Raw genomic sequence first — 13,206 nt, 5'->3', positions numbered from 1 at the left:
TGCAAAGCCACGACGGCGCACGCGGGTAAGCACGCATACCGTGTTGTATTTACAACGATGCGCAGGTGACAGCTCGCGCAATCACCCGCAAAAAACCCGGCCTGAGCCGGGTTCTTTGCACTGCATGGTTCACCAGCGAGGTCACTGGTCAGCCACAATCCATCAAGGGCAGTTGCCCAGGTTCTGCCAGACATCCCACTGGCCGGACAGCGACGGATTATCGCCACGTGTCCACCACTTGGCCTGGTAACGCTTGCCCTGATAGCTGACCTGATTGCCGCCCACATAAATGGCACCGGCATCCCATGCGGCCGGGCACGCTGCTACCGGCGTCGGTGTTACGGTCGGCACCGCCGTGGGCTTGGGGGTGGCAGTCGGCACCGGTGTGCTGGTTGGCGCTACGGTCGGCTTCGGCGTAGCCGTCGGCACCGGCGTGCTGGTCGGAGCTACGGTCGGCTTGGGCGTCGCCGTCGGCACCGGCGTGCTGGTCGGAGCCACGGTCGGCTTCGGTGTGGCCGTAGGTACCGGCGTGCTGGTCGGTGCTACGGTTGGCCTGGGTGTAGCGGTAGGGACCGGTGTACTGGTCGGTACCACGGTCGGCTTGGGCGTGGCTGTCGGCACCGGGGTGCTGGTTGGCGCCATGGTCGGTGTTGGCGTGGGAGTGGCGCTGCGTGTCACCGTCCAGCTCACGCTATCATCCAGCAGGCCCTTGGGGTCTTGGCGCACCCAGCTGCCACGGTCGATGACCTTGGCCATTACGGTGGCCGAGCCGGTCAGCGGCAGGTTGCTGCCGTTGAAGCTCTTGCCGGTTTCGGCGGTCTTTACGCCGTTGACCCACCACTCCACCGCCAGATCAAAACCATCGGGCTGCTTGGGGGCCACGCTGAGGGTGCCCGGGCCTTGCCAGGCGACGGTGCCCGCTGCCGGGCTGTAGCCGTCCAGCGGCGATACATGGTCATACATGGCCAGTACGAATTGTTCGGAGTTCACCGGGCCGAGCGGAATGCCGTTGTTGCGCATGCGACTGTTCTGCGTGGGCCGCCACCAGCCGCTGGCGCTATACACAGCACCTTCAAATGCACCGACGACGCTGCCATAGGTCGAGGTCTCCGGCGTGGCGATCGGTGTGCTGCCATCCACCCAGTAATTCCACTTCAGGCTGGTGCGCGGCGAGATGATGGCGGTGGCGTTGGGCGCTTCGTGCGGTGTACCACCAGCATATTCGTATTCATCAGCCAGCTTGGCAAAGCTGTGGCCGACTTCATGCGCGACGATTTCCGGATCCAGCCGGTTGGCGACGGCAATGCTGCCGCCCGAACCACCGTATTTGCTGCTGTTGACGATCACCATCACGATGTCGGCTTCGGGCAGGTACTGGTTCTTGATCGCCGTGGTCTTGCTGGTATTGCATGCCAGCAGCCGGTCGATGTTGGAGGTGTAATAGCTGCAGTTGAAATAGGTGTCCTTGACGGTGCTGCCGTCTTCTTTGGACGCTCCTTGCGCATTCGAGGCCACGAATACGCCATAGGTATTGAAGTACCTGGTGTAGCTCGACCACGGCGCATCCATCAGCGCGGTATTGAACTTGGCCATGTCGGCCTGGAATTGCGCCTCCTGGCCGGCCACATAGCCTTCGGCCAGGAAGAGGATGTTGACGCGCTTGTCGCGCGGGCCGTTCACCTGGTATTCGACCAGCGTCGGCGTGGCGGCCTGCGCCATGGCGGCGGCAAACAGCAGGGGCAGCAGCAGCGGCTTGTTCATCGCTTGCCCCCCTTCACCTTGAATTCACCCTTGATGTCATCGCCATCGCTGTCCGCGTTGCCGGCATCATCTGCTGCCGATGCCATGCGGCGCGCCTTGGCGGCGGCGTGTTGCGCAACCTTGCGCTCGATGATGCGCACGCTCACGTCACCACTCGATACCGGCACCTGCACGGTAAACTGGCCGCTGCTGCGGCTTTGATCGACGCGATCGTTATGGCTGTCGCGGCCCGGCTGGCTGGCAGCAAACTCACCCCGGATGGCCAGCGGGTCTTCAAGCTCGACCTCGCGTTCGATGCTGCCGTCGGCACGCACGATCTGCGCCAGCCAGCCGGCACGCGCCTTGTGCACGCGGCCTTGCGCGGCGTCTTTCTGCGCGCTGCGCGACGGTTTGTAGGCGATGTCGCGCACTTCCTGGCTGACCAGATGAATGCCGTTCTGATCACGCTCAAGTTGCAGCAACAGCACGGGCTCGGCCAGCGCCGGTGCCATCAGGCACAGGCAGGCCAGCGCGCCGACTATCTTCGGTACGTGGGGTTTCATGAGTGTCCTTCTTGATGGATATCGTTATTGTTTGACGCCCTGCCTGGCCAGCCTGCAAGCCGGGGGCGGGCACATTCTATCTGCATAAGATGACGCTCACATACCCATTTGTCGGAATCGATACACGCCCCGGATCACGGCAATAAAAAAGGGCGCCCACATGGGGCGCCCTTCAATCAGGCATTACGCCTTAGTTCGGGTACTGGTTCAGGTAAGCCTTGTGGCCAGTCGCGAATTGATAGCTGTTGGTCTTGTCCCAGTTCACCGACCAGGTCATCACACCGCGGAAGCCCGGGTACGATGCGCTCGGCTTGAAGCTGGCGCAGTTGGTGCCCTTCATCAGGCAATCCAGCGCTTGCTGTACACCGGCGTTGTTCAGGTAACCGCCCGACGGTGCGGCACCGCTGGTGGCCGGCAGGCCCAGGCTGACCTGATCCGGGCGCAGTGCCGGGAACGGCTTGCTCGGGTCACGGTTCACGTTGAAGCCCTTCAGCAGCATGTCGGACATCGCCACAGCGAAGTCAACCGTACCCTGGGTGTAGTTCTTCTCATCCGCACCGGTAATGCTGCCGGTGTTGTAGAGCTGCACGTGCAGGATGGTCAGGTCGTCTTTCAGGCCGTAGATGATCGGCAGGTAAGCACCCCAGATGCCGCCGGCAACGCCATAGCCACCTTGTACATATGCCACTTCCGGCGCCATGGTGATCATGAAGTTCGCGCCGAAGCGGGCCTTCAGTGCCTTGGTAGCGGCGATCAGGTTGACGATCTGCGGGGTAGTCGGGTTGCGGAAGTCTTCGTTGGCTCCCATCGACAGGTTGTTTTCGATGTCGAGGTCGATACCGTCAAAGCCATACTTGGCAATGATGTCGCCCATGGTCTTGACGAAGGTATCGCGCGCGGCAGTCGTGCCCAGCACGATCACGCCGTTGGCGCCGCCCAGCGAAATCTGCACCTTCTTGCCGGCAGCCTGCTTGGCCTTGATGTCGGCAATGAAGTCCGCTTCGTTGAATGCCTTGTCCAGCACGAACACGGCGGTGCCGGCTGCAGCCGACTGGTCGCCTTCAGCGAACGACACGTTGATGATGTCGTATTGGTCCGGCACATCCTTGATGCGGATGGTGCCAGTGCCGTTGTCGAAGTTGTGCCAGTAGCCTTCCACCACGTGCTTGGGCAGGCCGGTAACCGGTACGCCGGTCGGTGCCGGTGTCGGGGAGACACCCGGAACCGGTGTAGCGGTCGGCAGCGGTGTAGCCGTCGGCACCGGCGTAGCAGTCGGCTTCGGTGTTGCGGTAGCAACCGGGGTCGGTGTGGCCGGGCCAGGTGTCGGGGTCGGGCCGCAGACGCCGTTATCGGTCCACGGTTGGCCGTCACCGGTGCTGGACGACGGGATATTGCCCTGTGTCCACCACTTGGCAGTGTAGGTGTGGCCGTTGTAGCTCACTTGTGCGCCACCGTTATAAGCGGTGCCGGTGTTCCATGCAGCAGCAGTGCAGCCGCCAGCAACCGGCGTCGGCGTCGCGGTCGGCACCGGGGTGCTGGTCGGTTTCGGTGTAGCGGTCGGCGTGCTGGTCGGCGCCGGGGTCACGGTCGGGGCCGGCGTTGTTGTCGGCTTCGGTGTTGCAGTCGGAGCGGCAGTCGGCGCCGGAGTCGGTGTGGCGCTGCCAGTGTCTACGCCCAGGTCTTGCCACAGCGTCGGGGTCGAAGCCGGGTTCCAGCCTGCGCCCACATAAGCGGTATGGGTGACCACGGCCTTGTAGTCATGGCCGTTGTAGTAAACAACGGTGCCTGCGCTATAGGTATTGCCTTCGGCCCAGGTCGGGTAGGCGGCATAAGCGGTAATCGAACCGGCCAGCATCACGGCAGCAAGCAGGCCCGTCATACGCGCGCTAACGCGTTTACGATTTTGCATGGTCATCCTCCATCAGGATTCTTTTTAAGCCGGCGCCGTTGCCACGGAGCCGGCCCTTCTTGGCCAGGATCAAGTCCCGGTTCGCTTCGGCCCGCCCCGCTCATGCGGGGGAACCGTGTGGCGATCTTACAGACAAGGTGTAGTAAAAAACAACCGGCTACATAAAAAATTGTTACCGCTGACACCGTGTCCCGATGAATGCCGATAAACGGTGGTTGGTCGGCAGCAAATGCTTTCCGCCTCCGAAAGACAGGCAATAAAAAACCGGGGCGTATGCCCCGGTTCCTGACAGCGGACCGCCAAAGCGGCCCGCTCCCGATACAGCTTGATACTGCTTACGGCAGTGTCTTCAGCGCGGCAGCAGCCGGCTTGGAGAAGTTGTAACCGTCGTGCTTGTCCCAGTTGATCGACCAGGTCATCACGCCACGGTAGTCCGGATAAGCCTTGGCCGGCTTGATCGAGCCGCAACCTTGCAGCTTGGTCAGGCAGTTGAGCGAATCAGACACGACTTGCGCGGTCACGAAGCCACGGCCAGCCGACTGGCTACCCGACGGCACACCGAATGCCACCTGGTCAGGACGCAGGCCCTTGAATTCCCAGCCGGTGCCGTAGTTGACCTTGAAACCTTCGATCAGCATCAGGCTGCCACCGACCAGTGCATCCACGGTGCCTTCATTCACCATGGCACCGTTGGTGTAGGTGAAGCCGCCGTTGTTGTAGTACTGCACGTGCAGGATGCTCAGGTCATCACGCAGGCCATCGATGATGGGCAGATAGGCGCCCCAGATGCTGCCGTACGAGATATAGCCGCCCTGGACATACGGGTGCTCAGGCGCCATCGACAGGTAGAAGCTCGGGCCGATCTTGGCCTTCAGCTGCTTCACGCCGGTGATCAGGTTGTTGATGATCGGTGCGCCGCTCGATACGCCGCTGCCGCTCTCCAGATCAAGGTCGATACCGTCGAAGCCATACTTGGTCAGGATGCCGTACAGGCTGTTGACGAAGTTGGTCACATCGGACGCGGTGTTCAGCGTGATGGAACCATCCTGGCCACCCAGCGACAGCACGACCTTCTTGCCCTTGGCCTTCTTGGCGGCGACGTCGGCGATGAACTGCGCTTCACTGCCGGCATGGCTGTCGAGGTTGAAGGCGACATTGCCGTTGCCGGCGTTGTCGGCAAACGCAATGACGATCACATCCCAATCATCGGAGATTTGCGACACCGGGAAAGTGTCACCGGCCGGATTGGTGAAGTTGTGCCAGTAGCCCACCAGCGCGTGCTTGGGCAGTGTGCCCGTGCCCGGTACGGTGGTCGGTGGCACTGTGGTCGGTGTCGGGGTGACAACCGGCGTCGGCGTAGCGGTCGGCGTCGGGGTCACGGTCGGCTTGTTGGTCGGTGTCGGCGTGACAGACGGGATCGGGGTGACTGTCGGCTTGATGGTCGGCGTCGGGGTGACCGGCGGGATTTCCGGGGTCGGGGTCACGGTCGGCTTCGGCGTAGCGGTCGGGCCGCCTGCGCAAGGACCGGCATCGTTCCAGGGCTGGCCATCACCAGTGCTGCTCGACGGCACATTGCCTTGTGTCCACCACTTGGCGGTGTAGTTGCGGCCGTTGTAGCTGACTTGCGCGCCGCCGTTATAAGCGGTGCTGCTGCTCCAGGCCGCGGCGGTGCAACCGCCGGTCACGGTCGTCGGGGTCACGGTCGGCAGCGGGATGCTGGTTACCGGGGTCGTCGGCGTCACGGTCGGCACCGGTGTCGACGTCGGTGTAGCAGTCGGTGTGGTACCGGTGGTTACGCCCAGATCCTTCCACAGGGTCGGCGTGCTGGACGGTGTCCAGCCGGCGCCCACATAGGCGGTATGGGCAACCAGTGCCTGGTAGTCATGACCGTTGTAGGTCACTACGGTACCGACGGTGTAAGTCGTGCCTTCTTGCCACGCAGGTGCAGCGTGGGCGGCCATGATGCCGCCTGCCATCACCACGGCAGCAAGGACGCGTGTCATCAACGACGCGCGGTGCTTGGTATGTTGCATGTCATCCTCCATCATTTTCGGAATGGGCGGCTGCCTTGCGGCAGTCGCCCGCATCACGCGGCCAGACTTCGCCGCGTGAGTTTGGCGGGGTGGTCAACCGCCCTCGCCTGGCGCACGTAAAACGCGTATCAGAATGCGCCGAAAATCTTGCTGAAGTCCCACTGCTGCTGACTGATGCCGCTGCATTGCCAGTTGGCGGTGGTGTTGCCAGGGCAGTTGCCGTTGTCACGCCCCATGGACCAGAAGGCCAGGCGGGCCATGCCGTTCTGCTTGGCAAAATCGCGCACGATGGCGGCATCGGCCAGCGTGAACACTTCGCTCGGGTTGTCGTTCTGGCCGATCATGGCGGTGGCCGACAGCATGCCCCAGTACTGTGCATCGGTCTTGCCCGGCCACAGGTTCTTGATCTGCGCAAACACGCCCTGCAGCGCCGATACCGAGCGGGCGCCCATCTGGTTGCCCGATACGCCGTCGTAGTAATCCATGATCATCGGGTTGACGACGTTCACTTCCACGCCTGCGGCCTTGGCCGATTGCAGCACATAGAGGTTTTCGGCGTCGAAGCCGCTGACCGGATGCACGCCGAGCGTGAACGACACATAGGCCGTCTTGCCCTTGGCCTTGAAGCGATCCTGCAGGATCTTCAGCGCGGCATTGCGACGGTCGACGATGGCGGCTTCCAGATTGTTCTGGCTGTCACCATGTTCCGGGTCGATATCGAGGTGATCGGCACCGAAGCGCTCCAGCACGTTCTCGTACACGGTGGCAATCGAGGCTGCATCGGTGCAGCTGCGCGCGATGTCGCTGGCATTCCAGCCGCCGGACGACAGGATCACGCCGCCACCCAGCGCCTTGAGCGACGCGGCCTGGCTGATCAGGTTGGATTCGCTGCCCGGCCAGCCGCCATTGCAGCCACCCGCCGAGTTGAAGAAGGCCAGCGAAACGAAACGGCCGCCAGTGGCTTGCGCCCAGCCGGCCAGATCCACACTGCCGCTCACATCGATATACGGCGCGAAACGATAACCGCTGACCGGCGCCGGTGTCGGCGTCGGGCCCGGTACCGGCGTGGCGGTCGGGGTCACCGGGGTCGGTGTGGCGGTCACAACCGGCGTCGGGCTGGGATTGCCGCCGGAGCACGGACCATTGTCGGCCCACGGCTGGCCGTCGCCGGTGCTGCTGGACGGCACGTTGCCTTGGGTCCACCACTTGGCGGTGTAATTGCGGCCGTTGTAGCTGACCTGTGCACCACCGTTGTAGGAAGCGCTGGCGCTCCATGCGGCTGCGGTGCAGCTGCCACCGGTAGTCGGGGTCGGGGAGACGGTCGGTACCGGAGTGCTGGTGGGCTTGGGTGTGGCAGTCGGTGTGCTGCTCGGTACCGGCGTAGCGGTCGGGGCCGGGGTAGCCGTCGGCTTCGGTGTTGCAGTCGGTGCCGGCGTGGCGGTAGGGGCGGGCGTCGGCGTAGCGCCGGTGGTCACGCCAAGGTCTTTCCACAGCGTCGGGGTCGAGGCCGGGTTCCAGCCTGCGCCCACATAGGCGGTATGAGTGACCAGTGCCTGATAATCGTGGCCGTTGTAGCTCACCACGGTGCCGGCGCTGTAGGTGTTGCCTTCCTGCCAGGCCGGTGCTGCGTGGGCAGCCATGACGGCGCCGGCCATGGCGATGGCCAGCAGCCAGCCCTTGAGCGGGCGGATATTGCGTGTATTCATGTCCGTACTCCTGCTGTCGCGCAGCAGCCAGTGCGCTGCGACAGCGTTATCGGTTTTATGGGGTCATGCAAACAGCCCCCGGCCATTCCGGGCGGGGGCTGCTTTCAGGGACGGTTACTGGCCAAAGTACGCGCGGTAGCTCTTGGAGAACTCGTAGTTGGTGTACTTGTCCCAGTTGATCGACCAGGTCATCAAACCACCCAGACCCGGATAGGTCTTGGCCGGCTTGTAGGTGCCGCAATTGGTGCCCTTGGTCAGGCAATTGAGCGCCGTGGTCATTTCCGTCGGGGTGATGTAGCCGTTACCTGCATTGGCGTTGGCCGGAATGCCGATCATGATCTGATCCGGACGCAGCGCCGGGAAGGCAAAGCCGTTGCCGGCCACCTTGAAGCCGCTGAGGGTCATGTCGGTCATCGCGACATGGAAATCAGCACTGCCCATGGTGTGGTAGGCATTGTCCAGGCCGGTGATCGGGCCCGAGTTGTAGTCCTGCACCTGCAGCCAGCTCAGGTCATCCTTCATGGCGTAGATCACCGGCAGGTAAGCGCCCGCGCGGGTATCGCAACCCGAGCAGTTGCCACCGTAGAACTGGTAACCCAGCTGGACGAAGAAGGTTTCCGGCGCCATGGTCAGCATGAACTTGCTGCCATACTTGGCCTTCAGCGTCTTCAGTGCCGAGATCAGGTTGACGATGACCGGGGTGGTCGGTGCGGCAACGTTGTTGTCGCCCGGGTTCAGTTGCAACGAGTGACCTTCGAAGTCGATATCCAGACCATCGAGATTCCACTTGTCGATGATGGCCGAGATCGAATTCACGAAGTTGTCGCGCGCAGCGGTCGTGGTGAGCTGGATTTCACCGTTCTGGCCACCGATCGAAATCAGTACCTTCTTGCCCTTGGCTTGCTTGGCCTTGATGCCGGCCAGGAAGTCGGCATCGCTTTCAACGTTCGGGCACTCGGCAACCGAGCAGCGGTTGAAGTGCAGCAGCGCGTTGGTCGGCGAATCCGGCTCGGCGAACGACAGGTTGATCACATCCCAGTCATCCGAGATGTCGGCCATGCGGATATAGCCGGAGCCATTGGCAAAGCTGGCGTGCAGATAGCCCACCAGTTGCTTGCGACCCGGTGTCGGGGTCGGGCCCGGGGTCGGGGTGACGGTCGGGGTCACTACCGGCGTCGGGGTCACGGTCACGACCGGGGTCGGTGTGCTGGTAACCACCGGGGTCGGGGTCACGACCTTGGTCGGTGTCGGGGTCACGGTCGGCACCGGCGTGTTGTTGCCACCGCTGCACACGCCAACGTCATTCCAGGGTTGGCCATCGCCGGTGCTGCTGGACGGCACATTGCCCTGTGTCCACCACTTGGCGGAGTAGGTGTGGCCGTTGTAGCTCACTTGCGCGCCGCCGTTATAGGCAGTGCTGCTGCTCCAGGCGGGAGCGGTACACGAACCGGTGGCCGGGGTCGGGGTGCTGGTGACAACCGGTGTCGGGGTATTGGTGACGGTCGGTGTGGGGGTGACCGGCTTGCTGGTCGGGGTCACGGTCGGTGCCGTGGTCGGTGTCGGGGTGGTCGTGCCGGTGGTCACGCCCAGGTCCTTCCACAGCGTCGGGGTGCTGGACGGGTTCCAGCCTGCGCCGACATAAGCGGTGTGGGTGACCAGAGCCTGATAGTCGTGACCGTTGTAGGTCACCACGGTACCGGCGGTATAGGTGTTGCCTTCCTGCCACGCAGGGGCAGCGAATGCGGCGATCACGCTGCCAGCCATGAACATGGCCGTCAGCAGTCGCGTGAGACGCGAGCTTTTCATCGTACTCTTCTCCATTCCTTCTTGTAGGGACGGCTGGCTGTGCGCCATGCCGGTTACTGCGCAACACGCGGCCATGGTCGCGCGCATGCCGTCACACACTGCTGACGTCATCCGCCGGCCTTGCCGGCACTGCTTTTTTTCCTCTGGTGGCTTGGAAGGTGCGAACCGCAGGATATTTCCCGGTGATTTGCGCGCCTTCGTCAGCAGGCTGAATGCGCCCGCCCGCAGCGCAATGCCTCTGTGGCATTGCTTTTAGTGCCTATGCTGGCCTGCGCGTCCATATTGCGGTGTTTGGCCGGGAAATGTCAAAGATATTTCCCGTTGATTTAATTGAGAAAATTCTAATTTATTACAGTTGTGCGCGATTTAGACAAAACCAGTTGACCGTGCACCATATGCCAGAGAGAGATGCACCACAGTGCTATCGCACGATGCGCGATTTCCGTGCACACTGCGGCTTGGAGAAGATCGCCGAGCACCACATCCGGCCGGGTGCGCAGGCAAAAAAATAGCCGGACAAGAGTCCGGCCATCAAGATGATGAAGAAGGAGAACCAACGACGTAAGGCTGGGTAGTCCACACCCCGCCGAGCCTGTTGATCCTTGTCGAAATACCACGAAGGCAAATACATGCTTTCGCACGACACCCCGAAAGATACAGGCTTGCGTGGGTAGCTAGAATGTCTGAATACGACTTTGGTTTGTTCAAATCACGCAATGACCACCCCATTCCATGAATACTTTGAAGTCTCGCCAACCACGATCCAGCAAAGCGTGGGCGCGCGGGTCTTCTATAAACCCTACCTGCGGGCGCTGAACGATTACGACGTCTTGCTGGCCGGTATTACCGATGCCCACGACATGTTCCATGTCGAGCGCACCGGCGCACCGTTCCATGTCGTACTGTTCGCGCTGGAGGGTGAGGGCCAGATCACTAACGGTGAAACCGCACAACCACTACCGGCAGGCCATTTCGCCATCCTGCCCGCCGGGCAGCGCGCCGGCTTCGAACTGACGGGCCCGAACTGGCGACTGGTATGGTTCCTGCTCAACGACTGCCCACGCTGGAGCAGCCTGCAGCGCGAGGAGCCACTGATCCGCCCCGCCCGCAGCCCCGCCAGCCTTTATCCGGCCGTGCTGACACTGTGCGAGGAAGCATGGCTGTCCGAGTTCGACCAATCCTTTGCCACGCCGGCATTGACGCTGGTGATGCAGCTCTTGCAGCGCGAACTCAATACCGAGCCGCAGACCAGCGACATCGCGCTGCGCCTGCAACGGCTGTTCGGCCCGGTGCTGCTGTACCCGGCCCGCCCGTGGCGCGTCGATGCGCTGGCGGCCGAGTTTGGCGTCAGCGTCGCGCACTTCCAGCGCCTGTGCGTGCGCTATCTGGGCGTATCGCCGCAGCAGATGCTGCTGTCGCACCGCATGAACCGCGCCATGGAAATGCTGCAAGCCGGCATAGGCAGCGTGGGCGAGGTTGCCTCCGCGATCGGTTACGAGGAAATCGCCAGTTTCTCGCGCCGCTTTACCCAGCACTTCGGCATGGCACCAAGCACCGTGTTGCGCCGCCGCAATTAGGCCCTCTGCAGCACTTTCCCGGCGGTACTGCAGCGCGCCGCCGGGCACATTGTCGGTTTACCGCCACCACCGCACTGCGTATTTGCCGGTTTATGCAAAATCGCGCATCCGGCCAGCAATTCCCCCCCTTCTAAGACGCCCCTTCCTCGCTTGCCCTGGGGCCCTGCCCACGCCCGATGGATTGATTTGCAGGAGTGGCGCACACCAAAGACCTGCGCGGCAGACCATGCTCACAGCAACGGGATGCCGGCTGGGTGGGTCGCTACCCCAAGCAGACCGGCAAGCCCCCAGAACCACGCAGCAGCCCGGCCATAGCGGCCACCGGCGGCACGGCCGGTACTCGGGCACGCCTGCGCCCCTGAACAGCCGCAACGCACACCCCGGCGAGACGCACACAAAGAAAAAAGCCCTCCTGTTGCCAGGAGGGCTCAACTTACCGCGCTTAGTTATTCTGTGATGCTCGCCGGTTTACTGGCGAACTGCACTCATTGCGCTCATCAGGGTACCAGCGGTGTCATCACCATCCAGCTCCCAGCTGAACACGCCACCCAGACCACTCGACTTCACATAGCTCACCTTGGTGGCAATGTCCGCCGGCGTGTCATACGACCAGAACGTGCTGCCATCGAACTTCCACGATTGCTTGGTGATCGCGTTGGTGTACACCGTACCCGCTGCGTTCTTCAGCACCTTGTAGTCTTCGATGCCCGCTTCGTAGGTACCGGTGGCTGCCTTGGCGGCCGGTTGGTACAGACCGTTGTTGGCGTTGGTCACACCCGTCCAGCCACGACCGTAGAACGGTACACCCACGATCAGCTTGCCAGCCGGTGCACCGGCAGCGATCAGGTTCTTCACTGCGCTGTCGATGTTGTAGGTGGCGCCCAGGCCCGGTTGACCGGTCTTCGGGTCGTTGTAGTTCGGGCTGGCCGGATCGGCGTACAGGTTGCTGTGGAAGTCGGTCGGACCCGTGGCTTCCCAGCCGCCATGGAAGTCATAGGACATGATGTTGATGTGATCGAGGTACTGGCTGTAGGCAGCCGGCTCGGTCATGTCGATCTTGTCCTTGCCCGCGCTGATCGCGACGGTCAGGCCGTACTTCTTGCCGGTGGTGGCAGTGACTGCATCCAGCTGGGTGCGGAATTCCTTCAGCAGCAGGGTGTAGTTCTGCTTGTCGGCCGCCGAGACGGTGTTGTAGCCGAAGCCTTGTACGCCCGGGAATTCCCAGTCGATGTCGATGCCGTCGAATACGCCGGCAGCGGCACCCGTACCACCTGCACCGTCATACACCGGCAGGTTGCCCTTGATGTAGGTGTTGATGCACGAGGAGACCAGTTGCTTGCGCAGGGCGTCGGTCGCGGATGCGGCCGAGAACCACTTGGACCACGACCAGCCGCCGACCGAGATGTACACCTTCAGGTTGGGGTTGAGGGCCTTCAGGCGCTTGATCTGGCCGAAGTTGCCGCGCAGTGCGTCGTCCCACTTGTCAGCCACGCCGTCAACCGACGAAGCGGCATCGAACGATTTGCTGTAGTCGGCAAACGGATCGCCACCGTCACCATTGCCCGATTCGGTACGGTACTGGATGTCGCATTCGTAGCCGCCGTTCTTCTGGTAGACGTTACCGAAGGCGTAGTTCAGGAAGGTCATCTTGGCCGCGGAGCCGCTGGTCTGGATGGCCTTTACCTGGTAGTTGCGGCCGTAGATGCCCCACTGAGCGAAGTAGGAACCGACTTCCTTGCCGCCTGCCGACGGAACCGGGGTCGCGGTCGGGGTGCCCGGGACCGGTGTAGCAGTCGGCTTCGGTGTAGCAGTCGGCACATTGGTCGGCGCCGGGGTAGCGGTCGGAGCCGGTGTTGCGGTCGGCTTCGGTGT

General features: G+C 62.6%; 9 protein-coding genes. 2 read left to right on the top strand and 7 right to left on the bottom strand.

The window, feature by feature from the left end; translation table 11 throughout:
* Positions 1-162: 162 nt before the first annotated feature.
* The 6 genes from B9A19_RS16735 to B9A19_RS16710 all read right to left on the bottom strand — a co-directional run bounded on the left by B9A19_RS16735 (position 163) and on the right by B9A19_RS16710 (position 9,757).
* A complete protein-coding gene (locus tag B9A19_RS16735; RefSeq protein ID WP_084092298.1) occupies positions 163-1,761 on the bottom strand; it encodes a M64 family metallopeptidase in 1,599 nt (532 codons plus the stop codon).
* Positions 1,758-2,303 carry a hypothetical protein gene (locus B9A19_RS16730; RefSeq protein WP_084092296.1) on the bottom strand — a complete coding sequence of 182 codons (546 nt, stop codon included), beginning with the start codon at positions 2,301-2,303 and terminating at the stop codon, positions 1,758-1,760. The genes B9A19_RS16735 and B9A19_RS16730 overlap by 4 nt, the downstream gene beginning before the upstream one ends.
* Positions 2,304-2,493: 190 nt before the next feature.
* Positions 2,494-4,212, bottom strand: coding sequence for a chitinase (locus tag B9A19_RS16725; RefSeq protein WP_245804368.1), 1,719 nt, complete (start codon positions 4,210-4,212; stop codon positions 2,494-2,496).
* A 335-nt stretch (positions 4,213-4,547) separates the two neighbouring features.
* Positions 4,548-6,245: a chitinase gene (locus B9A19_RS16720; protein WP_084092344.1), complete on the bottom strand. Its 1,698-nt coding sequence runs from the start codon at positions 6,243-6,245 to the stop codon at positions 4,548-4,550.
* 128 nt (positions 6,246-6,373) lie between these two features.
* A complete protein-coding gene (locus tag B9A19_RS22655; protein ID WP_176216983.1) occupies positions 6,374-7,951 on the bottom strand; it encodes a carbohydrate-binding protein in 1,578 nt (525 codons plus the stop codon).
* A gap of 114 nt (positions 7,952-8,065) precedes the next feature.
* A complete protein-coding gene (locus B9A19_RS16710) occupies positions 8,066-9,757 on the bottom strand; it encodes a chitinase (RefSeq protein WP_217807101.1) in 1,692 nt (563 codons plus the stop codon).
* Positions 9,758-9,969: 212 nt separating this feature from the next.
* On the opposite strand from B9A19_RS16710, the gene B9A19_RS22240 reads away from it, so the two are divergent.
* Both B9A19_RS22240 and B9A19_RS16705 read left to right on the top strand, forming a co-directional pair.
* A complete protein-coding gene (locus tag B9A19_RS22240) occupies positions 9,970-10,269 on the top strand; it encodes a hypothetical protein (protein WP_139798922.1) in 300 nt (99 codons plus the stop codon).
* 204 nt (positions 10,270-10,473) lie between these two features.
* Positions 10,474-11,334 carry a helix-turn-helix transcriptional regulator gene (locus B9A19_RS16705; RefSeq protein WP_084092289.1) on the top strand — a complete coding sequence of 287 codons (861 nt, stop codon included), beginning with the start codon at positions 10,474-10,476 and terminating at the stop codon, positions 11,332-11,334.
* Between the two features lie 468 nt (positions 11,335-11,802).
* On the opposite strand, the gene B9A19_RS16700 is transcribed toward B9A19_RS16705, so the two are convergent.
* Positions 11,803-13,206: glycoside hydrolase family 18 protein (locus B9A19_RS16700; protein WP_245804363.1), on the bottom strand; the 1,404-nt coding region annotated here is incomplete at its 5' end.

The sequence above is a fragment of the Andreprevotia lacus DSM 23236 genome (assembly GCF_900176275.1).
Taxonomy (GTDB): domain Bacteria; phylum Pseudomonadota; class Gammaproteobacteria; order Burkholderiales; family Chitinibacteraceae; genus Andreprevotia; species Andreprevotia lacus.
This window is presented reverse-complemented; position numbering and strand designations above follow the sequence as displayed.

Coding starts and splice junctions, on each gene's coding strand:
- B9A19_RS16735 (WP_084092298.1), bottom strand. CDS start 1,761: ATGAACAAGCCGCTGCTGCTGCCCCTGCTGTTTGCCGCCGCCATGGCG.
- B9A19_RS16730 (WP_084092296.1), bottom strand. CDS start 2,303: ATGAAACCCCACGTACCGAAGATAGTCGGCGCGCTGGCCTGCCTGTGC.
- B9A19_RS16725 (WP_245804368.1), bottom strand. CDS start 4,212: ATGCAAAATCGTAAACGCGTTAGCGCGCGTATGACGGGCCTGCTTGCT.
- B9A19_RS16720 (WP_084092344.1), bottom strand. CDS start 6,245: ATGCAACATACCAAGCACCGCGCGTCGTTGATGACACGCGTCCTTGCT.
- B9A19_RS22655 (WP_176216983.1), bottom strand. CDS start 7,951: ATGAATACACGCAATATCCGCCCGCTCAAGGGCTGGCTGCTGGCCATC.
- B9A19_RS16710 (WP_217807101.1), bottom strand. CDS start 9,757: ATGAAAAGCTCGCGTCTCACGCGACTGCTGACGGCCATGTTCATGGCT.
- B9A19_RS22240 (WP_139798922.1), top strand. CDS start 9,970: ATGCGCCCGCCCGCAGCGCAATGCCTCTGTGGCATTGCTTTTAGTGCC.
- B9A19_RS16705 (WP_084092289.1), top strand. CDS start 10,474: ATGACCACCCCATTCCATGAATACTTTGAAGTCTCGCCAACCACGATC.